This is a genomic window from Citrobacter sp. R56 (genome assembly GCF_016811995.1).
Lineage (GTDB): Bacteria > Pseudomonadota > Gammaproteobacteria > Enterobacterales > Enterobacteriaceae > Citrobacter_D > Citrobacter_D enshiensis.
Map to the genome: position 1 here is coordinate 2527509 of NZ_CP069159.1, position 24289 is coordinate 2551797.

The following is a 24289-nucleotide window of genomic DNA, read 5'->3' on the forward strand; positions in this document are numbered from 1 at the left end:
GAGCTTTCCTTATCCAACGCTGTGTTCAAGGCTAATCGCCAGCAATTTTTGCGCTTCAACCGCAAACTCCAGCGGCAATTCGGAGAAGACATCCTTACAGAAGCCGTTGACGATCATGGAGATGGCGTCTTCTTCACTGATCCCACGTTGCAGACAGTAGAACAACTGGTCTTCACCAATGCGCGAGGTGGTCGCCTCGTGCTCCAGTTGGGCGCTGTTATTTCGGCACTCAACATACGGGAAGGTGTGTGCACCGCAGTCCGTACCGATAAGCATAGAGTCGCACTGGGTAAAGTTTCGTGCGTTGGTCGCCGTTGGCATGATCTTCACCAACCCGCGATAACTGTTCTGGCTGTGCCCCGCGGAGATCCCTTTCGAGATAATGGTTGAGCGGGTATTTTTGCCGATGTGGATCATTTTGGTGCCAGTATCCGCCTGCTGATAACCGCTGGTTAACGCGACGGAGTAGAATTCGCCGATGGAGTTGTCGCCGCGCAGAATGCAGCTCGGGTATTTCCAGGTGATGGCCGAGCCGGTTTCCGACTGGGTCCACGACATCTTGCTATTTTCCCCTTCGCACAGCGCGCGCTTCGTCACAAAGTTCAGAATCCCGCCGGTGTTGTTATCACCGGGGAACCAGTTTTGCACCGTGGAATATTTCACTTCAGCGTCTTTGTGGATGATCACTTCAACGACCGCCGCATGCAGTTGATAGCTGTCGCGGACCGGCGCAGAGCACCCTTCGATATAACTCACGTAGCTCCCTTCCTCCGCCACCAGAATAGTGCGTTCAAACTGGCCGGTTTTTTCCGCATTAATACGGAAATAGGTGGAAAGCTCCATCGGGCAGCGCACGCCTTTCGGCACATAGATAAAGGTACCGTCAGACGCCACGGCGGCGTTAAGCGCCGCAAAAAAGTTGTCATTCCCCGGAACCACAGTCCCGAGGTATTTCCTCACCAGTTCAGGGTGATCGTGAATCGCTTCACCAAAAGAACAGAAGATGATGCCCTGTTCCGCCAGTTTTTCACGGTAGGTGGTGGCCACAGAAACGGAGTCGAAAATGGCGTCCACCGCCACATTGCTACCTTCATGCACCGGCACCCCTAACTGGGCGAAAGCATCCTCCACCTCTTTGCTTAAAAAGGCATTTGCGCCTGTCTGCTGTACCGCGCCGGGTTCAGAGGCGCAGGTGTCGTCGCAGTTTCCGCACGACGGGGCTGAGTAATAGCTGTATTCCTGATAATTCAGTTTGTCGTAATGCGCTTTGAGCCAGTGCGGCTCCTCCATCTCAAGCCACGCGCGAAACGCGTTGAGGCGAAATTCGAGCATCCATTCCGGCTCATGGCGTTTTGCAGAAATAGCGCGCACCACCTCTTCATTAATGCCTTTTTCCAGCTCGTCAGTTTGCAACTGGGTAAAGAACCCCTCTTTATAGTTGAGGTGTCCGCCCGTCCAGGTTTTGACATCGTCGGTTGCTTCAGTATTACGAGACATAGTACCGCCTATACCCCAAAGCTTTCGCCGCAGCCACATTCATTCTGCGCTTTCGGGTTGTGAAATTTGAATATTTGATTTAATCCTTCACGCACATAATCGACTTCCGTTCCGTCGATAAACGGCATGGCCTGTAACGGCACATACAGTTTCGCGCCATCGAATTCGAACAGCAGATCGTCATTGTGCGGTTCACTGACCGTCGCCAGCACATAACCAAACCCTGCACACCCGGTTTGCTTCACGCCTAAACGCACACCCTGCATACCCGGTTGCTTATCAACCAGCTCGCGAATATGCGCTGCCGCGGCGGGCGTTAACGTCAATCCGCGCCAGGTAAAGTCGTCCGGGTTAAATGTTCCTGAATGCAATTCCATAGGTTCACCTCATGTCATGAGCCACCAGGGCATAACATCATGTTAGTGATAATGATTATCACTTCAACCCCTCATCCGCAGGGGCATTCGTTTAAATCGCCCTTTTTGGCTACGTTAACTAAGCATAGACCCTGCTACGCGGGATCACAGGGAACGATGATTTTGTTCAATGCATTGATTAATAATGAATTAATGAGAGGTTATCGTTCTGGCAGGTCAAATCATAAAAGATGTATAGAAAATGCCTATTTATAAAATAGCCGCAACTGGCACGTATCTGGTGTAGCGGAGCACCAACATTGTGAATCGTGCTGAAAAGAAGGAAGAACAGGTATGACGCGTTCGACGACGACGCCGGCAAACAGATTAAAAGAAGAGGGTTGAAAAAGAGAGAAACGACAGACAGTGAGGAAATGACCAGCGAACGGTCAGCGCTGTGGTACAACGCTGACCGTTCGCCTTCCCCATCCGGCGCTTATCTCCGGCACTCATTTCTGGCTTAGCTCTTGAAGGGGCATAAGAATCCTCTCATAACACCGCAGTGCCTTTTTAACACAAATTGCGGTTTGTTTTATTTATGAGCCATATTAAGCACCTGGACGCTCAAATAATCATCTGAATCGCTCTGATAATCGGGTTTATCTCATTGTGGCCTGCACCGCATCAAGCAGCAAACGCAATGCTGCTGGCTGATGATCGCGGGAAAGATACATGCCGTACACCGCAAGTCGCCGTGGCTCCAGTTGCCCTAAAAGCCGCACTAACGCGCCCTGTGCTAACTCCAGGCGAGCCTCTTTTTCCGGCACCAGCGCAATGCCCATTCCCGCCTGCGCGGCCTCACATAAGAGCGAGGAGATCCCGGCACTTAAATTTCCCTTGATAGCCACCGATAAAGCCTCGTCCTGAGCATTCAGAAAATGCCAGGATTTCCCTGCAAATCCGCTGTAATAGAGACAGTTATGGTGCGCCAGGTCCTCAAGCGTAAGTGGGGTTCCGTGCTGGCGAAGATAATCAGGTGAAGCGCAAAGGACGGATTCACAGTCACCCAGTCGGCGGGCTATCGTCCCTGGCTCAGGATTGTCGGTAATACGGATCGCCACATCAATACGTTCGCCCACCAGACTCACCGGTTGATTATTGATCTCAACTTCAATGCGCAGTTCCGGATAACGCGCTAAAAAGTCAGGCAGAATCGGGGCCAGAACATGGGTTGCCGTAAAATGCGCGCAAGCAACACGTAATATTCCTGAAGGGATTTCACGTCCGGCAGCCCCCGCGATATCGAGGGATAACCTTGCCAGCGTTCGTGTTTTCACCAGCGCCTCTTCCCCGGCAGGGGTAATCGTTAACCGCCGTGATGAACGATGGATCAGTCTGGCGCCTGCCCATTTTTCCATTTCATCCAGATAGCGGCTCACCATCGGTCTTGAGATCCCCAGCGCGCGGGATGCTGCGCTCAGACTGCCCAAATCGCAGATATGGTTAAATACCGTTGCCGCCATCACTCTGTCCATTCCGCCCTCATCTGATCGTTTTACGAAACCAAGCATGTCCTGATAGAGGAATTTTAACAGATCGCGATTTGCTTAAAATACGGGGCGTAAATAAAACAACATCATCTACATAAGGCTTCCTCTCATGAACGTTAAAACGCTGGCACTGCTGCTGTCATTTTCCGCATCGCCGTTACTCGCCGCCCCACTTCAACTCGATGTTTATAATCCGCAAGAAAACGGACTTTTCCCGGTCTCTTCTACACTGGTTTCCGGCCCGAAAGAGGCCATCTTGTTTGATGCGCAGTTCAGCATCAAAGACGGCGAAAAACTGGTGAAGATGATTCAGGCGAAGGGCAAAAAACTGAAAGCCATCGTGATTACCTCCGGCGATCCGGATTTTTACTTTGGCCTACAACCACTGGTCAGCGCCTTTCCAGAGGTGAAGATCCTGGCGACGCCCCACGTGGTTGACCATATTCGCGCGACAAAAGACGCCAAACTGGCGTTCTGGGGCCCACAAATGAAAGACGGCGCGCCAACAGCGGTGACGGTGCCAACGGTCACCCACGACACCCGTTTCACCATTGATGGTGAAACGCTGGAACTCCGCCATCCGGATGATTATGCCGCCTATATCTGGATCCCTGCGAACCGTGCCATTCTGGGCGGCACAGGCATCGCTTCCGGCATTCACGTCTGGACGGCAGACACGCAATCGGCAAAACAGCGCGCGGCATGGCGAGACTCTCTCAATGAAATGCAGAGCCTGAAGCCGGATCAGGTGATCCCAGGACACTACATTGGCGAACGTCCGGCTGGCGATAGCGCAATCCGTTTCACGCAAGATTATCTTCTGTCCTTCGAAAAAGCGCTGGAGGCGAAAAAGGGATCAACGTACGTGATTCAGACGTTAAAAGCCGCCTGGCCGGGGTTAGCGGATGAAAGTTCGCTTGAATTGAGTGCGAAGGTCAACAGCGGTGAAATGGCATGGTGAGCAGATAAAAAATAACCCCGGCGGGAGACTGTCGGGGTTTTCTGTTTGGCATTATAGGCCGTCGCCTTTCAGGCGGTCCGGAATCAATGCACGCCCAGCCGCCAGGCAAAATAAATTTCTTCTTTCAGCTCAGTGGAGGAAAGTGCGAGTAAATCGGCAAATTCCAGCTCGAGTTGTTTCAAACGTTTCAGATACTGCGCGGGAGAAAGCTCGGTTTTATCGCGACGAATAAATTCAATGGCCAGTTGGCTTGGGTCTAATTGGGTAGACATATCATCCTCACTTTTGTTCAAAACGTGCACAGTATATCACTTTCCACTGTGCACATTACGACCAAAAGCAAAATCAGGCTGATAATTAAAGTGACGTTGTCACACAATAGCCGTTGTCAGACGTGAAGTACAACACAGGCGCCCCTGTTCATCGAAGATCTCAATTTGCCAGACCTGATGGCGCGAGCCCGTATGCAGCGCTTTGCACACGCCCCTCACACGCCCTTCGCGAGCGGAACGAATGTGGTTGGCATTCACCTCCAGCCCCACCACCCTTTGTTCACCCTGGGTACACAGGTAGCCGGCAACCGAACCGATACTTTCAGCCAGAACAACGGACGCCCCGCCGTGCAACAGGCCAAACGGCTGTTTTGTCCGACGATCCACAGGCATTGTCGCCTCCAGCGTATCGTCACCAATATGCTCAAATCGGATATCCAGCAGTCCGACCATGTTTCCTTCTCCCATCGCATTAAGCGCGTCGAGAGAAACTTCACGTTTCCAGATCATCCAATAATCTCCAACAATGCCTGTAGTGGATGGCGAACGCCGGTGCCTTCAACACGCTTGACCTGGCTCCGGCAGGAATAACCGGTCGCCAGACAGCGGTTGCGCGGCAGTCTCTGCATCGCCTGACGCCATGAGAGCTCGTAGATCCCCAGCGAGTTCTCATGATTTTTGACTTCGTGCCCGTAGGTACCCGCCATCCCGCAGCACCCGACGCTGACATTTTCCAGTCTGGCGCCAAATTGGGCAAAAATGGCCCCCCACTGCGCTGGTGCGCCGGGTAAGGCAGTCACTTCAGTACAATGGCCGAAGAAATACCATGGCTCACCGCTGACCGCCAGCGGCTGTACCGGCTCGAGTACCTTCGGCAGCCATTCATGAACCAGTTGCACGTGGAAATCACCACGCTGTTCACCCAGCGCCAGGTTGTACTCATCGCGATAGCACAGAACCAGCGCCGGATCGACGCCCACCATCGGTATCCCCAACGCGGCCACGCGATTGAGAAACTCTGACGTCTTCTTCGCGGTTTTTGCAAACCGTTTGAGGAAGCCTTTGATGTGCTGAGCCTTGCCATTCGGCGAGAAGGGCAGCAGCACCGGCTGCAATCCCAGTTTTTCCACCAGGCGGACGAAATCTGCCACCACCTGCGCGTCGTAATAACTGGTGAACGGATCCTGCACCACCAGCACCGTGCGGGATTTTTGCTCGACACTTAACAACTCCAGCTGTTCCAGCGTCATATTGGCGCTGCGATGCCCGACCATGTGTTGCTGGAGCGACGGCGTAGAAAGCAACGGCAAATCAACCATCCCAATGTGTTTTTTGGAAAGCGACCGCACAATGGGTTGATTAATAAAGAAGTTGAATGTTTTGGGTGCCCGCGCCATCAGCGGCGCATAGGTTTCCACTGTCGCCACCAGATGGTCGCGCAGAGGACGCAGATAACGCGTGTGATAGAGCTGCAGGAAACGCGAGCGGAATTCCGGTACATCGATTTTGATCGGGCATTGCGTGGAACAGGCTTTACAGGCCAGACACCCGGACATCGCCTCTTTCACTTCATGCGAGAAATCGTACTCGCCCTTACGGGCATGCCAGCTATTACGGGTGCGGGCAATCAGAGTCCGCAAACTGGCGTGTTTTTCCGGCAGTTCGTGTTCCAGCTTAACCGGATCGATACCGCGGTCAGCCAACAGACGTAACCATTCCCGCACCAGCGTTGCGCGCCCTTTCGGGGAGTGGATACGGTTAAGACTGATTTTCATCGACGGACACATCGGACTTTTGGCATCAAAGTTAAAGCACAGCCCGTTGCCGTTACACTCCATCGCCCCACGCCACTCTTGTCTCACCGCGAACGGGATCTGGCGATCGTAGGTGCCGCGCTTCACGGCATCCACTTTCATCATCGGTGCATCAACACCTGCAGGCGGGCAAATCTTCCCTGGGTTCAGTCGGTTTTGCGGGTCGAACGCCGCTTTCACGTTGCGCAGTTCACTGTACAGTTGCTCGCCAAAAAATGCCGGGCTGTACTCGGCGCGGAAACCTTTCCCGTGCTCACCCCATAACAGACCGCCATATTTTGCCGTCAGCGCCACCACGTCGTCAGAGATTTGCTTCATCAGAATCTCTTGCTGCGGGTCGCACATATCCAGGGCAGGTCGAACGTGCAACACCCCAGCGTCAACGTGACCAAACATGCCATAGCTCAGGCCGTGGCTGTCGAGCAAAGCACGGAATTCAGCAATGTAATCAGCAAGATGTTCTGGCGGCACGCAGGTATCTTCGGCAAAAGGAATCGGTTTTGCCGCACCTTTGGCATTCCCCAACAAACCCACCGCTTTTTTACGCATCGCGTAGATACGCTCGACACCCGCCAGTTCAGTACACAGCTGCCAGCCGATCACGCCAGCCTGTTGCCCGGCAATCAAGCCGTCAAGTCGCTCGCACAGCGCCTCAATCTGCGCGTCAATCAACGCCTCGTCATCCCCCGCAAATTCGACGATGTTCAGACCCAACATCTCTTTGTCCGGCACATCGGTGATGAGTTCACTGACGGAATGCCAGACAATGTCCTCCCGCGCGAGGTTGAGCACTTTAGAATCAACGGTTTCGACCGACAGCGCCCGCGCCTCAACCATAAACGACGCATTGCGGAGCGCAGAATCGAAAGAGTCATATTTCACATTCACCAGACGGCGAACTTTGGGCAGTGGGGTGATATCCAGACGCGCTTCGGTGATGAAGGCAAGCGTTCCTTCAGAACCGGTCAGGACGCGCGTTAAATCAAACTCCGTCATCTCATCATTAAAGACATGACGTAAATCGTAGCCCGTTAAAAACCGGTTCAGCTTCGGGAACTTATCGATAATCAACTGACGGTTTTCACGGCAGCGCTGATAGACCGTATGGTAGATACGCCCTATCGTCGTATTGCTTTTACCTAGCGTCTCAGCAAGTTCGACGGGAAGTGCCTGAGTGTCGAGAATGTCGCCCCCCAGTAGCACTGCCCGCACGCCAAGAACATGGTCAGAGGTTTTGCCGTACACCAGCGATCCCTGACCGGATGCATCGGTATTAATCATCCCCCCCAGCGTCGCCCGGTTACTGGTCGACAACTCCGGAGCAAAGAAATAGCCATAAGGTTTCAGATACTGGTTCAACTGGTCTTTGATCACGCCGGCTTCCACCCGTACCCACCCTTCTTCCGGGTTGATCTCAATGATACGGCTCATGTAGCGCGACATATCAACGATAATGCCCTGATTCAGCGCCTGACCGTTGGTGCCGGTGCCGCCGCCGCGGGGGGTAAAGACAAGAGAGGTGAATCGCGGTTCTGCCGCCAGGCGGGCTAGCAGCGCCACATCTGCCGTTGAACGGGGGAAAAGAACCGCATCCGGCAGAAGTTGATAGATACTGTTATCTGTCGACATTGTGAGGCGATCGGCGTAACTGGTCGCCGTATCCCCCGTAAACCCTTGCTGTTCCAGTGCATGCAAAAAGTTGAGCACCAGCTGAACGACGCCGGGTGCCTGAGAAATTTGTGGAATCATTATTGACCCTTTCCTGCGGTCTGTGTTGTGGACTCTGGGCCTGTCCCGCTAATGGCTACTTTACAGACAATGAGAGACTGTTCAGCTTCATAACGGTAAATAAAATAGCCTTACAGGGCGGCACCTAATCGTTTGCGTGTTGCACTATTTGTTGTATCACATTTTTTTCATATGCGCTCAGCAGAATTACAGGCAGAATCACCCTGTCAAAAACCGCTGAAATTGCTCATTATTATATACGAGTGATTCGCGTGTTCAGATCACGTCAACGTTCTGACGTACAGAAAAGGTGAAAAGTATTTATGGAAAACATTCGTCAGCCAAGGGATATCGCGCAAGTGCTGCTATCGGCGCTGTTTTTGGTCATCATGATTGTGGCATGTCTGTGGATTGTACAACCCTTTATCCTTGGCTTTGCCTGGGCTGGCACCGTGGTGATCGCCACCTGGCCTGTTTTACTTCTGCTGCAAAAACTGCTCTGGGGCCGCCGCTCTCTCGCCGTTCTGGTGATGACGCTCCTGTTGGTTTTGCTGTTTGTGATCCCCATTGCGCTGTTGGTGAACAGCATCGTCGACGGCAGCGGTCCGTTGATCCACGCCATGAGCGCCGGTGACATGACGTTACCCGACCTTGCCTGGCTGAACAGCATTCCGCTGATTGGGAGCAAATTGTATGCGGCCTGGCACAACCTGCTGGATATGGGCGGCTCGGGGATTATGGCCAAAATCCGGCCCTATATTGGCACCACGACCACCTGGTTTGTCGGTCAGGCAGCCCATATTGGCCGTTTTATGGTGCACTGTGGCCTGATGCTGCTGTTTAGCGCCCTGCTGTTCTGGCGCGGTGAGCAGGTTGCTTTAGGGGTCCGCCATTTTGCCAGCCGACTGGCGGCAAAACGTGGCGATGCGGCCGTTGTGCTGGCAGCGCAGGCCATTCGCGCTGTGGCGCTTGGCGTCGTCGTCACCGCACTGGTGCAGGCGGTTCTCGGTGGTGTGGGTCTGGCGATCTCCGGTGTGCCTTATGCCACGCTGCTGAGCGTGCTGATGATCCTCTCCTGCCTGGTGCAACTGGGGCCTCTGCCGGTACTGATTCCCTCCATCATCTGGCTCTACTGGACAGGCGACAACACCTGGGGCACCGTGCTGCTAGTGTGGAGTTGTGTGGTCGGTACGCTGGATAACGTGATTCGCCCAATGCTCATTCGCATGGGCGCTGATTTGCCGTTGATTCTGATCCTCTCAGGGGTTATCGGCGGATTAATTGCGTTTGGCATGATCGGCCTGTTTATTGGTCCAGTGCTGTTGGCCGTCTCCTGGCGTCTGTTCTCTGCGTGGGTCAACGAGGCTCCGCTTCCCGATAATGAGCCAAACAACGCTCTGGAAGGACTGGCTGAACCTGAAGAACCCCACAAGTAGATCGTAAAAGTGTGGTGTTGCCGAAGCCTATTTTTCTGGTAAAGCCACACGGCAGAACTGCCCGTTAACAACGCGTCGACGGGCAGTCCCGATATTCCGAAACGCCAAATACTTTAGACTTACTAATCAATCAACCCCTTGATTACACAATATTGTTGCTGAATCTTTCTGTTTTCCCTTCTTTGTGTCGCAAATTCTTTACAGCTTTTAAACTATTGAGACGAATCTGATCGACGCAAAAAATCCCCATGCCTACTATTAGCTCACGGTTATAGATCAACACATTGATTTATAAGCATGGACATCCCCTGAGTGAAACAACGAATTGCTGTGTGTAGTCTTTGCCCATCTCCCACGATGGGCTTTTTTTTATTCCCCTGACGATGCCCCCCTGACCCCTTTATTTCGCCATTGTGTTGAAAATCCCCGGGGCTATGGTTGCAAAACGATGCGGTGTTGCGGCATGTTGTAACGCAGACCAGGTATGTGAAGGGTAATAATGAAGACGTTAACAATAAAAAATCTCGTCATTGGCGAAGGCGTTCCGAAAGTGATTGTCTCTTTGATGGGCAAGGACATCGCCACCATAAAGACGGAAGCACAAGCCTATCTCGATGCTGATTTCGACATTCTGGAATGGCGCGCCGACCATTTTATGGATGTGGGTTCTGCGCAATCTGTATTGAACGTGCTGGCTCATCTTCGCCAGATAGTGGGAGATATCCCCTTACTGTTTACCTTCCGTAGCGCTCAGGAAGGGGGAGAACAGGCGCTTTCCGTTGAGGAATACACAGCGCTCAATCTGGCGGTAATAGACAGTGGGCTTGCTGACATCATCGATATTGAACTGTACACCGGTGATAAACACGTAGAAGACCTCGTTGCCAGGTCGCATGAAAAAGGTGTTTATGTCGTCATGTCTAACCATGATTTTCACCAGACGCCAGCGGCAGACGAAATCGTCAATAGGCTACGCAAAATGCAGGCTTTGGGGGCGGATATTCCCAAAATTGCCGTCATGCCTCAGTCAAAGCGCGATGTATTGACACTGCTAACTGCCACGCTGGATATGCATGAAAACTATGCGGATCGTCCAATCATCACCATGTCGATGGCTAAAACAGGGGTCATTTCTCGCCTTGCGGGTGAGGTGTTTGGTTCTGCCGCCACCTTTGGCGCGGTAAAAAAAGCGTCAGCCCCGGGACAAATTTCTGTCACTGACTTACGCGCTATCCTGGCTCTCCTGCACTAACAAGGCATAAAAAAACGGCTCCTTTTTACGGGAGCCGTTCTCGATTTACGTGACGTAATCTATTTTACTTCTTCAGTTCCGCCAGGCTCAGCCAGGTTTGCACGACGGTGTCCGGGTTCAACGAAAGGCTGTCGATCCCCTCTTCCATCAGCCACGCGGCAAAGTCTTCGTGGTCGGACGGACCCTGACCGCAAATGCCCACGTATTTCCCTTGTTTCTTCGCTGCACGAATCGCCATCGACAGCAGTGCTTTGACCGCATCGTTACGTTCGTCGAACAGTGCAGAAACAACACCGGAGTCACGGTCAAGACCCAGCGTCAGCTGCGTCATGTCGTTGGAGCCGATCGAGAAACCGTCAAAATATTCGAGGAACTGCTCTGCCAGCAAGGCGTTGGACGGGATCTCACACATCATGATGAGCTTCAGTCCGTTTTCACCACGTTTCAGCCCCTGACGCTCCAGCTCTTCTACCACCGCTTTCGCCTGATCAACCGTACGCACAAACGGGATCATGATTTCAACGTTGGTCAGCCCCATGTCGTTGCGCACGCGTTTAACCGCATCACACTCAAGCGCAAAACAGTCACGGAAGCTGTCAGAAACATAACGGCCAGCGCCACGGAAGCCCAGCATCGGGTTCTCTTCTTCTGGCTCATAACGTTCGCCGCCCACCAGGTTGGCGTATTCGTTCGATTTAAAATCAGAGAGACGCACGATGACGCGTTTCGGGTAAAATGCGGCGCCCAGCGTCGCGATGCCTTCCGTCAAACGACCAACGTAGAACTCACGCGGCGAATCGAAACCTTTCATCATTTCGCGGATTTCGTTTTGCAGTTTCACGTCCTGGTCATCAAACTCCAGCAGCGCACGAGGGTGCACGCCGATCATACGGTTGATGATAAATTCGAGACGCGCCAGGCCAACACCTTCGTTCGGCAAACAGGCAAAATCAAACGCGCGATCCGGGTTGCCGACGTTCATCATGATCTTCAACGGCAGATCCGGCATGGTGTCGACGCTGGAGCTTTTCACACTAAAGTCGAGTAAATCGGCATACACGTAACCGGTGTCGCCTTCAGAGCAGGAGACGGTCACTTTATCGCCATCTTTCATGCGTTCGGTCGCATCGCCACAGCCAACCACTGCCGGGATCCCCAGCTCACGCGCGATGATCGCCGCATGACAGGTACGACCGCCACGGTTAGTCACAATCGCCGCGGCTTTTTTCATGATCGGTTCCCAGTCCGGGTCGGTCATATCAGTCACCAGCACATCGCCCGGCTCGATACGGTTCATCTCGCTGATGTCATGGATGACCTTCACGGTGCCCGCGCCGATACGGTGGCCAATGGCACGACCTTCCGCAACAATTTTGCCCTGGGCATGCAGCGTGTAACGCTCCATCACCTGACCGCGTGAGCGGACGGTTTCCGGACGCGCCTGAACAATGAACAATTTGCCGGTGTGACCGTCTTTTGCCCATTCGATGTCCATCGGGCGACCGTAATGTTTCTCGATCTGTACCGCTTGTTTCGCCAGTTCCTGAACTTCCTCGTTGGTCAGCGAGAAAATGTCGCGTTGTTCCTGCGGCACATCTTCAATTTTGACCTGCTTTCCGTGCTCCTGGGTCGGCGCATAGACCATACGGATTTTTTTCGAACCCATAGTGCGACGAACAATGGAGGGACGATTTGCCGCCAACGTTGGTTTGTGCACGTAGAACTCATCCGGGTTAACCGCGCCCTGCACCACCATCTCGCCCAGACCCCAGGCAGACGTAATGAAGACGACCTGGTCGAAACCTGACTCCGTATCAATGGAGAACATCACGCCGGACGAGGCGAGATCTGAACGCACCATGCGCTGAACGCCTGCAGAGAGCGCAACGCCGCGGTGGTCATAACCCTGATGCACACGGTAAGAGATCGCACGATCGTTAAACAACGACGCGAAGACATGTTTCACCGCCACCAGCACAGCATCAAACCCCTGAACGTTGAGGAAGGTTTCCTGCTGGCCCGCAAATGACGCGTCTGGCATATCTTCTGCCGTTGCGGAAGAACGCACCGCAAACGAGGCGTGAGCATCATCCGCAGAAAGCTGCGCGTACGCATCGCGGATGGCATTTTCCAGCTCAGGCTGGAAAGGAGTGTCGATAATCCACTGGCGGATCTGCGCACCGGCTTTCGCCAGCGCAGTGACATCGTCAATATCCGTTTGATCCAGCAGTTCATAAATGCGCTGGTTTACGCCGCTTTGGTCCAGAAATTGGTCAAACGCATCGGCGGTTGTCGCAAACCCATTCGGTACTGAAACACCCATACCGGAGAGGTTAGTAATCATTTCACCCAGGGAGGCATTTTTGCCCCCAACTCTGTCTACATCATTCATGCCGAGTTGGTTATACCAAAGCACCAGCGGTGACGAGCCATTGTTGGACATCGAACAATCCTTTTGTGATAAATGAACGAGTTTAGGAAACACTTAATTGCGTATTTATCTTTGCATATTTAACCCGCCGAAAAAAACGGTGAATCGTTCAAGCAAATATATTTTTTCTTTTTTCAGATTGTTTCCGCATTTGCGCAAAGCCACGAAGTACGGGCGATCCCCCTAAAAACTGTCGGTATAAACATCAGTTCCAAAAAATGAAATGTACTTTTCAGTAAATATAAAAATAGTGTTTCATTTTATAAAATAAGAGCTGAGTTATACGCTTCTGTCTTTTTTTAATTTATGCTTTCAGAGAATTATGTGTGCTCTTCAGGATGAACAAAATGGATAATGTTGTTGATCGTCATGTTTTTTATATTTCTGATGGTACGGCCATTACTGCCGAAGTGCTGGGACATGCTGTCATGTCGCAGTTTCCCGTGACGATCAGTAGCATCACGCTGCCGTTTGTCGAAAATGAGAGTCGCGCCAGGGCGGTCAAAGACCAGATCGACGCGATTTACCAGCAAACTGGCGTGCGCCCGCTGGTGTTCTACTCCATTGTGCTGCCTGAAATCCGTGCGATCATTTTGCAAAGCGAAGGTTTCTGTCAGGACATTGTGCAGGCGCTGGTCGCGCCGCTGCAGCAAGAAATGAAGCTTGACCCGACCCCGATTGCGCATCGCACCCACGGTCTTAATCCCGGCAATCTCAATAAGTATGATGCGCGCATCGCCGCCATTGACTACACCCTCGCGCATGATGACGGCATTTCGTTGCGCAACCTCGATCAGGCGCAGGTGATCCTGTTGGGCGTCTCACGTTGTGGAAAAACGCCGACCAGTCTTTATCTGGCAATGCAGTTTGGCATCCGGGCGGCAAACTACCCCTTTATTGCTGATGATATGGATAATCTGGTGTTACCCGCGTCTCTGAAACCCCTCCAGCACAAGCTTTTTGGTTTGACGATTGAGGCGGAACGTCTGGCGGCCATTCGCGAAGAGCGCCGTGAAAACAGCCGTTATGCCTCACTGCGCCAGTGTCGGATGGAAGTGGCGGAAGTTGAAGCGCTGTATCGTAAAAACCAGATCCCGTGGTTGAACAGTACCAATTACTCGGTAGAAGAAATTGCGACTAAAATTCTCGACATTATGGGATTGAATCGCCGAATGTACTAATGCGCTAGTGCAATGATTCAATTTTCGTTATCATCTCTGATAGCTTGCGAGGTGTGACACGCCTCGCACTTGAAATCAGCAGGGATTGGTTTATCGTGATGCCCATCACTTCCCGGTAGTCCTGCCGTTGAAGCAACAAATTTCTGAGAGATGTAATGAACAGAACCGACGAACTCCGTACTGCGCGTATAGACAGTCTTGTCACCCCCGCCGAATTGGCGCTACGACATCCCGTATCGTCCGCTGTTGCAAGCCACGTTACCGACTCGCGACGCCGGATTGAAAAAATATTGAATGGTGAAGATCCCCGCCTGCTGGTGATCATTGGCCCTTGCTCAATTCACGATCTTGATGCAGCGATGGATTACGCCAGCCGTTTGCAAACACTGCGTTCAAAACATCAGGCGCGCCTGGAAATCGTCATGCGCACCTATTTTGAAAAGCCGCGTACCGTCGTTGGCTGGAAAGGCTTAATCTCCGACCCTGATTTAAACGGCAGTTATCGTGTCAACCACGGCATTGAACTGGCGAGAAAATTACTGCTGAAAGTCAATGAGTTAGGCGTACCGACGGCGACTGAATTTCTTGATATGGTGACGGGTCAGTTTATCGCCGATCTGATCAGCTGGGGAGCCATTGGCGCACGGACCACCGAGAGCCAGATCCACCGTGAAATGGCCTCCGCGCTCTCCTGCCCGGTCGGATTTAAAAACGGTACTGATGGCAACACGCGCATTGCCGTCGACGCCATTCGCGCCTCCCGCGCCAGTCATATGTTCCTTTCACCGGATAAATCCGGCCAGATGACCATTTATCAGACCAGCGGCAACCCTTATGGTCATATCATTATGCGTGGCGGTAAAAAGCCCAATTACCACGCTGAAGATATTGCCGCCGCCTGCGACACCTTGCACGAGTTTGATCTGCCGGAACATCTGGTGGTGGACTTTAGTCACGGCAACTGCCAGAAGCAGCACCGCCGCCAGCTGGACGTGTGTGATGACGTTTGCCAGCAAATTCGTAACGGTTCCACCGCGATTGCCGGGGTCATGGCCGAAAGTTTCTTGCGTGAAGGCACGCAGAAAATCGTTAGCGGTCAACCGCTGGTGTACGGTCAGTCGATTACCGACCCCTGCCTGAACTGGGAAGACACCGAACTGTTGCTGGAAAAATTAGCCTCCGCCGTGGAGTGCCGTTTTTGATCTATAGCCCATTCCTTCGGGGATGGGCGCTTCCTTTCTCATCCTCATCTCGCGCATCGCCATCTTCGTTCTGCATCAACAGGCAACGACCCCATTTAACACTTGCCGTTACTGCCCATATTATTGATAATAATAATCATTGTTAAATTGATTTTTATTAATGAACGCTATGTCACGTATGGATCGCACCGAGTCACCTCATTCTAAGGAAAAGAGCAGCGTCCCTCCCCCCAATGATACGGAACGGCGGATCAGCAGTCAGACGTTATTAGGCCCACAAGGAAAAGTGATTATCGATCATGATGGTCAGGAGTATCTGCTGCGTAAAACAAACGCCGGTAAGCTCCTCCTGACCAAATAAGCCGTTTTAGCTTGAGCAACTGACTTCCAGCCGTTTTCCCCAGTCGGGAGGACGGCTGACATAGTCATCATCTCTGTCGGTAAACGGTGTGCGCAGTACCTGATGCAGTTGGTGCAATTTGCGCGTATCCCCACGTTCCGCATTCTCGATAGCACGTTGGGCCAACCAGTTACGCAGCACCACCGCAGGGTTGGCGCGCTGCATGTGTTGCTGACGCAATGCATCATCAACCTGTTCCCGTTGCAGGCGAGCGCGATACTGTGTGAACCACTCGTCAAAGGCAGCGCGGTCAACAAACTCATCACGCAGCGGAGATACCGCGCTTTGCTGCTCTGTCTGGCTCAACATTCTGAATGTTCGAGTATAGTCGCTTCCCTCGCGCGCCATCAGGCTGAACAAAGCGTTGAGTAACGCATTGTCGTCTTTCTGTTCGCTAAAGAATCCCAGCTTTTGCCGCATCCGTTGGCCGTAACGCGTCAACAGGGCCAGTTGATAGCCATCCAGCGCATCATTGAGCGTCTCAACCGACATAAACGGAGAAAGCGTCTGCGCCAGTCGTTGTAAGTTCCAGAGCCCCACTGCGGGTTGGTTTTCAAAGCTGTAGCGCCCCAAATGGTCGGAATGATTGCAAATCAACCCAGGCTGATAATCATCCAGAAAACCAAACGGGCCATAATCTATCGTCAACCCCAGGATAGACATGTTGTCGGTATTCATCACGCCATGGGCAAATCCCACGGTCTGCCAGTCAGCGATAAGCGTCGCCGTACGCGACACCACATCCCGAAACCAGAGCGTGTATTTATCCTCTTCACCCTGCAATTGGGGCCAGTAGTGGCGAATCGCAAAATCAGCCAACTGGCGCACTTTTTCAGGTTCACGGCGATAATAGAAGTGTTCAAAATGGCCGAAACGCATATGGCTTTGCGCCAGACGCATCAACATTGCACCGGTTTCCGGCGTTTCCCGGTAAACCGGGGAATCGCTGGTCACAATCGACAACGCACGGGTCGTTGGGATCCCCAGGTAATGCATGGCCTCACTGGCCAGACTTTCTCTGATCGTAGAGCGCAGTACGGCTCGCCCATCGCCCATTCGCGAATACGGGGTTAAACCCGCGCCTTTCAGATGCCAGTCAAGCGTCGTGCCATCGGGCAGGAGTTGTTCTCCCAGCAGAATGCCGCGTCCGTCGCCAAGTTGCCCCGCCCAGACACCAAACTGATGTCCGCTGTAGACCTGGGCCAGAGGCGACATACCGGGAAGTAAAGATTCACCACCCCAGACACCCGCTCCACGTTCAACATCAAAAAGTGAGGCTGGAATATCAAGCTGTTGTGCCAAAGCATCATTATGCCAAATCACACGGGCATTGCTCAGGGGAGTTGGGGAAAGAGCGGTATACGTTGCCGGCAACTCATCGCGCCAGCGGGCGGTAAAAGACAGGGTCATAGGGCCTCCTGTTTGTAGTGTAGTCGGTTACTACCGTCTTAAACACCAGCAAATAGAAGGGTTATCGCTGTACCAGAGTCGTTATCTGACCGACCGATACGGCTGACCACAAGCAGCCCTGCAATACGCTGAAACCTAAAGGGGTTACGCGGGCCTTCATCTCTTCCGTATCGATACCCGCAATTATAACGGAATCACAACAGGATGATATTTGCGAAACAATAGCCTGCATAAACGGTTCAAATGAAATGCTCATTGCTCTGTGCTGAACAAAACTTTTATCCAGCGCAACCCGTTTGAAAAGACCGTCAAAAATGGCTTTCATCGAAGAATCACCCGCACCAAAATTAGCCAGTATGAGTGGAAACCGCGCCGCTAATTTCACCAGCTTTGGATTTTCTTTTCCACGATTTAATTCAGGGTAATTTTCATTAATCATTAATTCAAGAAATGAAAATCGCTTAACACGCGCGTTAAACTGGTCGTCATATATTAATGCGTCAACCACCGCTGGTGTTAATTTAATCCAGGCATTCAATTTTTGTTGAATAAAAAAATGTTGGCACGTTTCAATCAGTGAGAGTTTTTCTTCGAATAAACAGCACTGTTCTTCAGCCGACAGTCGGGGTATGACCAGCTCTGTCGGCATACGTACAGAGCCATCGTCACTGACAAAGTTTGCAATGATTTCTAAACCGACAAGATCCCCTTTTACACTCCGCGCGGGCAGAAACAAGAGATCGGAGTGATAGGAATTATCCAGTGAAACAATCATTGTGCCAGCCCCGCTGTTTGGGTGTAATCCGGCATCCTGTAACAACGGATGGAAAACGACATCATTTCAGAGACTAATGGGGGTGCTTTCATTTTATCCTTTTTATCCGGTAAACCGGGTCCTTTTTTTAGCTTATCCTGATTATAAACCAATATCCAGTTTTACACTTTTTCATGAGATGCGCGCGAATTTACGCTAACCACATTACTTTCATGAATAGTATGGTTATCAGGAAGCCAGCCTTATGTCATTAATCGCAAAATTCCATTTTTAAATACGGATGATAAGCCAGGAAAACCTTGCCATCCGTATGATTAAATTCTTCGGGCCTGCCAAAAATTTTTGCGCCAGTAGACATTGTCGAGAGACGAACGCATCACCCCTCGACTGGTCGACGCATGGATAAATTGATTATTGGTGTCATAGATACCGACATGCAAACCACTCTCACCCGAACCGGTTTTAAAGAAAACCAGATCGCCGGGCAGGAGATCATCTTTGTCGATTTCCGTACCAATTTTGGACTGTTGTCGGGTATCTCGCGGCAGTTGCAGAGAGAACTGGTCACGCATCGTCATCAACACAAACCCTGAACAGTCCACACCACTACGGCTCATTCCGCCATAACGGTACGGTGTTCCGCGCCAGTTCTGTAACTGATCATTGAGACCCGCGATCACCGTAATGGAATCCGAAAGTCTGGCATTTGGCGCAGGAGCGCGATGGCTACTACACCCAGCTAACACCAGTGCTGCGATAAGAAGGAACCAAAAACGCATTCAGGACGAATCCTCTTTTTTATTTTTATATCTATATAGCGTGGAAAGCGCCTTATTTTCAAGAAACCATTTAACTTAAGTGGTTGATATGAGCATTCTGTGGCCTTCCACATCAAGCCGCCGAAAGTTTAACCCATACGCACGGGCTAAATTGGGCGGTGTCAGCACCTCTTCACGCGGCCCACAGGCAATCAACGCCCCACGTTTCAACAGCCACGCCTGATGCGCGTGACGTAGCGTGTGGTTAAGATCATGGCTACTCATCACGACAGCAATTCCCTGAAGGCAAAGCCGACTGAGCAGTCGGTCCAGTGCGTTTTGTTGCGCAACGTCCAGACTGTTCATCGGTTCGTCCAGAAGCAATAATTGCCCGTGAGGATTAGAATCTGGTGAAATTTGTAGCATTACCGCCGCAAGACGGACACGTTGCCACTCGCCGCCGGAGAGTTGATTCGTGCCCCGGTCCAGTTTATCGCCCAATCCGAGTGCCTCTGCCACCTCTTTCAGCAGATCGGTTCGTGTTTTATCGGGCTGATGAAGCGTCAGGTAATGCCAGACAGGCATGGCAAAAGGGGGATTTTGCTGTTGCGCAAGGTAAGCACGATGTTGGGCAAGCTTTGCGGCAGGCCAGGATTCCAGCGCCGTACCGCCAAATACGACAGTTCCGGCACCGCTGGTCAGGCCTGCCATCCGCGCCAGCAGTGTGCTTTTCCCCGCCCCGTTAGGTCCGACAAGGTGTAAGATTTCGCCAGCTTTGATCGAACCTGAAAGTGGACCAAGCCGGGAGCTTTCAGCCACGTCCTGTAACTGCATTAACGGAGACATTATTTCTCCAACGCCAGTTTGATACTTTCCATGACAATGGGATCGTCAGGCGTCATGTCGGGTGAAAAACGTTGCACGACGTGTCCATCCCTGCCCACTAAAAACTTCTCAAAGTTCCACAAAATATCGTCAGGATACAGCGGCGCACGACCTTTGCTGACCATCCGCTCGTAAAAAGCGCTCGCCTGCGGGGCAATGGCCGTAGGCGCGGCAGCGACCAATTTTTGGTACAAAGGGTGGCGGTCGTCGCCATTGACATCAATTTTGCTGAACATCGGGAACGTCACGCCCCAGGTCGTGGCGCAATACGTTTTGATCTCATCTTCGCTGCCCGGTTCCTGCCCGAGGAACTGGTTGCACGGAAAACCCAACACGGCAAATCCACGTTCGCCCCAGGTTTTTTGCAGGTTTTCCAGTTGTTCATACTGCGGCGTTAAACCGCATTTTGACGCCACGTTAACGATCAGCAGTACATTTCCGGCATATTTCGCAAGCGAGATCTCCTCGCCGTCGATGCTTGTCACTTGAGTGTTGAGAATGGTCTTTTGCATAACGTCTCCCGGGTAACAGACGAATGAGTATTGAACAACATCAGTTTCTAATCATAGACCGAACAGCGATGATCTTTGTATTTAACGTCCTGCTTTTAATAGCAACCAGATGAAGACAGGCGCCCCCAATGTGGCCGTCACCACACCGATGGGAAGTTCTGCGGAGGCGAGCGCCAATCGGGCAACCACGTCCGCCGTCAACAGCGCAATCGCGCCCGCCAGCGCACACGCAGGCAATAAGACACGATGGTCGGTTAACCCGCATAAACGCAATATATGGGGAATAACCAAACCGATAAAGCCAATTGCCCCAGCCAACGCCACGCTCACGCCAACCATCCATCCTGTCGCCACTACCAGAAGATTACGCCAGAACCATAAAGGCAACCCAAGCTGGCGGGCAGAGGTTTCACCCAATGCCAGCATATTCATAGCCTGCGACTGGCAGCAAATCCAGATCAGAACCGGAATCAATGCGATCATCAACCAGCTCTGTTGCCAGTCAACGCCGCCGAAGCCACCCATCATCCAGTACATCAACTGGCGCAGGTCAAAAGAGGTGGAAAAATAGATCGCCCACGTCATCAGTGCACTACAAATAATGCCCAACGCGACACCGGCAAGCAGTAAACGACTGGTCGAAAGATGACGACGTGCGAAACGCAGAAGAATGAGCGTGATGATGAGTGCGCCTGCAATGGCGCACACCCCTAATGCCCAACCCGGAAGCTTACCCTGCCCTAACAGCACGGCCGCAATAAGCCCCACGCCAGCGCCATTGGAGACGCCAAGCAGTCCCGGCTCCGCAAGTGGGTTTTCAAAGAGTGCCTGCATCACCGCGCCGGAGAGCGCCAGTGCGGCCCCGACCAGCAAAACAGCCAGCGTCCGTGGCAGTCGAATTTGCCAGACAAACAGGTCTCCACGGGTACCAAACCACTCACCTGGACCTATCCACTGTTCTCCAGCACATAAACTTACAGCGGCTGCCAGCAGCGTTAGCGCCGTCAGACTCAGTATCCAGCGCACATGTCGTCGCTGTTGTTGGCGGGCAAAAGTCAGCATATTTTCCATTCTGCTGAAAAGGGATGATCTTGATTTTACGGTGCTTATGCAGCAGTGAAAAGAAAAAAGGCCGCAAAAGCGGCCTTTTTAGTTAGTTAAAAATTACTCTTCTTTGGGCGTTGCGTTTTCAACCCGACTCTTTAACTTCTGTCCGGGTCTGAAGGTCACCACGCGCCTTGCTGTAATGGGAATATCTTCGCCCGTTTTCGGGTTACGGCCCGGACGTTGATTCTTATCACGCAGATCGAAGTTACCAAAACCAGAGAGTTTTACCTGCTCACCGTTTTCCAGAGCACGACGGATCTCTTCGAAAAACAGTTCGACCAGTTCTTTGGCATCCCGCTTGCTAAGCCCAAGCTTATCAAACAGATATTCTGACATTTCAGCTTTTGTAAGCGCCATAGGTTCAATCCCTCAATGATGCCTGGAATCGCTCTTTTAATGCCTCTACACATTTGGCGACGGTAGCGGCAATCTCCTCTTCTTCGAGTGTACGGCTGGTATCCTGAAGGATCAGGCTGATAGCGAGGCTCTTATAACCCTCCGCAACACCCTTACCGCGGTACACGTCAAATAAGTTTACGCCAACTACCTGATTTACGCCAACTTTCTTACACTCAGATAAAATATCTGCTGCAGGAACGTTTTCTGCGACCACAACCGCGATATCGCGACGGTTAGCCGGGAAGCGAGAAATCTCACCCGCCTGAGGCACCACGCGGTCTGCGAGCTTATTCCACTCCAGTTCAAACACCAGAGTGCGACCGTTGAGATCCAGTTTACGTTCCAGCTCAGGATGAACAACCCCAATAAAACCAATACGTTCACCTTTCAGATAAATCGCTGCGGACTGTCCAGGATGCAGTGCCGGATTGGCTTCTGCTTTGAACTGTACGTCAGCAAGTTTACCGGTCAGGTCCAGCACTGATTCCAGGTCGCCCTTCAGATCATAGAAATCAACGGTCTCTTTTGCCAGGTTCCAGTGCTCATCGTGACGGTTACCGCAAATCACCCCTGCCAGCATCAGGTCCTGACGAATGCCCAGGTTCGCCTGAGTATCAGGAACAAAACGCAGACCGCTTTCGAAAATGCGTACACGGTTCTGCTGACGGTTCTGGTTATAGACAACGGTCGCCAGTAAGCCAGTCCACAGAGACAGGCGCATTGCGGACATCTCTACAGAGATTGGGCTTGGCAGCAGCAGCGCTTCAACACCCGGGTGAATCAATTGCTGTACTTTAGGATCAACAAAGCTATAGGTGATCACTTCCTGATAGCCTTTGTCATTCAGCATCGTTTTGACGCGCTTCAGTGACAGATTGGCTTCGCGGTGCGTTCCCATGATCAGACCCGCCTGAACAGGCTCATCAGGGATATTGTTATAGCCGTACACGCGCGCTACTTCTTCGACAAGATCTTCTTCAATCTCCATATCGAAGCGCCAGCTCGGTGCAACCGCTTTCCACTCGTCCTGACCTTCAGTGACTTCGCAACCCAGACGGCGCAGAATATCGCTCACTTGCTCATCCGCAACGTGATGACCGATCAGGCGATCCAGTTTGCTGCGACGCAGGGTGATGGTCGCGCGCTTCGGCAACGTCGCTTCATGGGTGACGTCAATGACCGGACCAGCTTCACCACCACAAATGTCGATCAGCAGACGGGTCGCACGTTCCATCGCTTTGTGCTGCAGAGCCGGATCCACGCCACGCTCATAGCGGTGAGATGCGTCGGTGTGCAGACCATGGCGGCGTGCGCGACCAGTGATAGAGAGCGGGCTGAAGAATGCGCATTCCAGCAGCACATTTTGCGTTTCGTCGTTCACACCGGAGTGTTCACCGCCGAAGATACCGCCCATTGCCAGCGCTTTCTGATGGTCAGCAATGACCAGCGTGTCAGCGCTCAGTTTGGCTTCAGTGCCATCCAGCAGCACCAGAGATTCACCCTCTTTCGCCATACGCACGACAATCCCGCCTTCGATGCGGTCTTTATCAAACGCGTGCATCGGCTGACCCAGTTCGAGCAGCACGTAGTTGGTCACGTCAACCACGGCATCAATAGAACGGATACCACAACGACGCAGTTTCTCTTTCATCCACAGCGGCGTTGGTGCTTTAACGTTGATACCTTTGACCACGCGGCCCAGGTAGCGCGGACAGGCTTCTGGCGCGTCTACAGCGATAGGCAGCGTATCATTGACCATCGCCACAACAGGCGCGATTTCCGGCTCAACCAGCGGCGCCTGGTTCAGCACAGCGACGTCACGAGCGACACCGATAATACCTAAACAGTCGGCACGGTTTGGCGTCACGCTGATCTCGATGGTGTTATCATCGAGTTTCAGGTATTCACGGATGTCAGTACCGATCGGCGCATCCGCTGGCAGTTCGATAATGCCGTTATGATCGTCGGAAATGCCCAGCTCAGAGAAGGAGCACAGCATCCCTTCCGACGGCTCACCGCGCAGCTTAGCCGCTTTAATTTTAAAATCGCCCGGCAGTACGGCTCCGACTGTCGCCACCGCGACACGCAGCCCCTGGCGGCAGTTCGGCGCGCCACAGACGATATCCAGCAGGCGTTCACCACCCACATTGACTTTCGTTACGCGCAGTTTGTCGGCGTTAGGATGCTGACTGCATTCCACCACTTCGCCCACCACTACACCGTTAAACTCGCCGGCAACCGGATCAACACCATCAACTTCCAGACCGGCCATGGTGATTTGGTTCGACAGCGCATCGCTATCGATAGCCGGGTTTACCCATTCGCGTAACCACAGTTCACTGAATTTCATTATTTATTCCTGC

At 52.4% G+C, this 24289-nt stretch carries 21 protein-coding genes and 1 other RNA gene; 7 read left to right on the forward strand and 15 right to left on the reverse strand.

What is annotated here, in order from left to right:
• Positions 1-9 precede the first annotated feature (9 nt).
• The 3 genes from sufB to JM656_RS12000 all read right to left on the reverse strand — a co-directional run bounded on the left by sufB (position 10) and on the right by JM656_RS12000 (position 3388).
• A complete protein-coding gene (sufB, locus tag JM656_RS11990) occupies positions 10-1497 on the reverse strand; it encodes a Fe-S cluster assembly protein SufB (protein ID WP_192612063.1) in 1488 nt (495 codons plus the stop codon).
• Between the two features lie 8 nt (positions 1498-1505).
• Positions 1506-1874, reverse strand: coding sequence for a Fe-S cluster assembly scaffold SufA (sufA, locus tag JM656_RS11995; protein ID WP_203357987.1), 369 nt, complete (start codon positions 1872-1874; stop codon positions 1506-1508).
• Between the two features lie 638 nt (positions 1875-2512).
• Entirely contained in the window at positions 2513-3388 is an 876-nt protein-coding gene (locus JM656_RS12000) for a LysR family transcriptional regulator (RefSeq protein ID WP_203357988.1), read from the reverse strand.
• 124 nt (positions 3389-3512) lie between these two features.
• Between JM656_RS12000 and JM656_RS12005 the strand changes: the two genes are divergently transcribed.
• Entirely contained in the window at positions 3513-4364 is an 852-nt protein-coding gene (locus JM656_RS12005) for a Vmh family MBL fold metallo-hydrolase (RefSeq protein ID WP_203357989.1), read from the forward strand.
• A gap of 83 nt (positions 4365-4447) precedes the next feature.
• Here the strand turns inward: JM656_RS12005 and JM656_RS12010 are convergent, their stop codons facing one another.
• The 3 genes from JM656_RS12010 to JM656_RS12020 form a co-directional block, all read right to left on the reverse strand.
• Entirely contained in the window at positions 4448-4636 is a 189-nt protein-coding gene (locus JM656_RS12010) for a YdiH family protein (RefSeq protein ID WP_203357990.1), read from the reverse strand.
• 99 nt (positions 4637-4735) lie between these two features.
• Positions 4736-5146, reverse strand: a complete 411-nt coding sequence (gene menI / locus JM656_RS12015; protein WP_203357991.1) for a 1,4-dihydroxy-2-naphthoyl-CoA hydrolase — start codon at positions 5144-5146, stop codon at positions 4736-4738.
• The gene (locus JM656_RS12020; protein WP_203357992.1) at positions 5143-8199 is read right to left on the reverse strand and encodes an FAD-binding and (Fe-S)-binding domain-containing protein; all 3057 of its coding nucleotides are present in this window, start codon (positions 8197-8199) and stop codon (positions 5143-5145) included. Before JM656_RS12020 ends, menI begins: the two co-directional genes overlap by 4 nt.
• A 302-nt stretch (positions 8200-8501) precedes the next feature.
• Between JM656_RS12020 and ydiK the strand changes: the two genes are divergently transcribed.
• The 3 genes from ydiK to aroD all read left to right on the forward strand — a co-directional run bounded on the left by ydiK (position 8502) and on the right by aroD (position 10866).
• Positions 8502-9614 (forward strand): AI-2E family transporter YdiK, encoded by a 1113-nt coding sequence (ydiK, locus tag JM656_RS12025; RefSeq protein ID WP_203357993.1) that lies wholly within the window; start codon positions 8502-8504, stop codon positions 9612-9614.
• A 265-nt stretch (positions 9615-9879) separates the two neighbouring features.
• Positions 9880-9987, forward strand: an RNA gene (gene rprA / locus JM656_RS12030) — antisense sRNA RprA.
• Between the two features lie 126 nt (positions 9988-10113).
• A complete protein-coding gene (gene aroD / locus JM656_RS12035; RefSeq protein WP_203357994.1) occupies positions 10114-10866 on the forward strand; it encodes a type I 3-dehydroquinate dehydratase in 753 nt (250 codons plus the stop codon).
• Between the two features lie 64 nt (positions 10867-10930).
• Here aroD and ppsA read toward each other — a convergent pair whose 3' ends face one another.
• The gene (ppsA, locus tag JM656_RS12040; RefSeq protein WP_203357995.1) at positions 10931-13309 is read right to left on the reverse strand and encodes a phosphoenolpyruvate synthase; all 2379 of its coding nucleotides are present in this window, start codon (positions 13307-13309) and stop codon (positions 10931-10933) included.
• A 335-nt stretch (positions 13310-13644) separates the two neighbouring features.
• Between ppsA and ppsR the strand changes: the two genes are divergently transcribed.
• From ppsR to hemP, 3 genes are all read left to right on the forward strand, one after another.
• Positions 13645-14478: a posphoenolpyruvate synthetase regulatory kinase/phosphorylase PpsR gene (gene ppsR, locus JM656_RS12045; protein WP_203357996.1), complete on the forward strand. Its 834-nt coding sequence runs from the start codon at positions 13645-13647 to the stop codon at positions 14476-14478.
• A gap of 155 nt (positions 14479-14633) precedes the next feature.
• Positions 14634-15680 carry a 3-deoxy-7-phosphoheptulonate synthase AroH gene (aroH, locus tag JM656_RS12050; RefSeq protein ID WP_203357997.1) on the forward strand — a complete coding sequence of 349 codons (1047 nt, stop codon included), beginning with the start codon at positions 14634-14636 and terminating at the stop codon, positions 15678-15680.
• Between the two features lie 169 nt (positions 15681-15849).
• On the forward strand, positions 15850-16041 hold the full coding sequence (gene hemP / locus JM656_RS12055) for a hemin uptake protein HemP (RefSeq protein WP_203357998.1): 192 nt from the start codon (positions 15850-15852) through the stop codon (positions 16039-16041).
• A gap of 6 nt (positions 16042-16047) precedes the next feature.
• On the opposite strand, the gene selO is transcribed toward hemP, so the two are convergent.
• The 8 genes from selO to pheT all read right to left on the reverse strand — a co-directional run bounded on the left by selO (position 16048) and on the right by pheT (position 24276).
• Positions 16048-17490, reverse strand: coding sequence for a protein adenylyltransferase SelO (selO, locus tag JM656_RS12060; protein ID WP_203357999.1), 1443 nt, complete (start codon positions 17488-17490; stop codon positions 16048-16050).
• A gap of 61 nt (positions 17491-17551) precedes the next feature.
• Entirely contained in the window at positions 17552-18265 is a 714-nt protein-coding gene (locus JM656_RS12065; protein ID WP_203358000.1) for an EAL domain-containing protein, read from the reverse strand.
• 314 nt (positions 18266-18579) lie between these two features.
• The gene (locus JM656_RS12070; RefSeq protein WP_203358001.1) at positions 18580-19044 is read right to left on the reverse strand and encodes an NlpC/P60 family protein; all 465 of its coding nucleotides are present in this window, start codon (positions 19042-19044) and stop codon (positions 18580-18582) included.
• Between the two features lie 75 nt (positions 19045-19119).
• Positions 19120-19869 carry a vitamin B12 ABC transporter ATP-binding protein BtuD gene (btuD, locus tag JM656_RS12075; protein ID WP_203358002.1) on the reverse strand — a complete coding sequence of 250 codons (750 nt, stop codon included), beginning with the start codon at positions 19867-19869 and terminating at the stop codon, positions 19120-19122.
• Positions 19869-20420 (reverse strand): glutathione peroxidase, encoded by a 552-nt coding sequence (locus JM656_RS12080; protein WP_203358003.1) that lies wholly within the window; start codon positions 20418-20420, stop codon positions 19869-19871. The genes btuD and JM656_RS12080 overlap by 1 nt, the downstream gene beginning before the upstream one ends.
• Positions 20421-20501: 81 nt before the next feature.
• Positions 20502-21482, reverse strand: a complete 981-nt coding sequence (gene btuC / locus JM656_RS12085; protein ID WP_203358004.1) for a vitamin B12 ABC transporter permease BtuC — start codon at positions 21480-21482, stop codon at positions 20502-20504.
• A gap of 102 nt (positions 21483-21584) precedes the next feature.
• Positions 21585-21884, reverse strand: a complete 300-nt coding sequence (gene ihfA / locus JM656_RS12090) for an integration host factor subunit alpha (protein ID WP_003030571.1) — start codon at positions 21882-21884, stop codon at positions 21585-21587.
• Between the two features lie 4 nt (positions 21885-21888).
• On the reverse strand, positions 21889-24276 hold the full coding sequence (gene pheT / locus JM656_RS12095; RefSeq protein WP_203358005.1) for a phenylalanine--tRNA ligase subunit beta: 2388 nt from the start codon (positions 24274-24276) through the stop codon (positions 21889-21891).
• Positions 24277-24289: the final 13 nt, after the last annotated feature.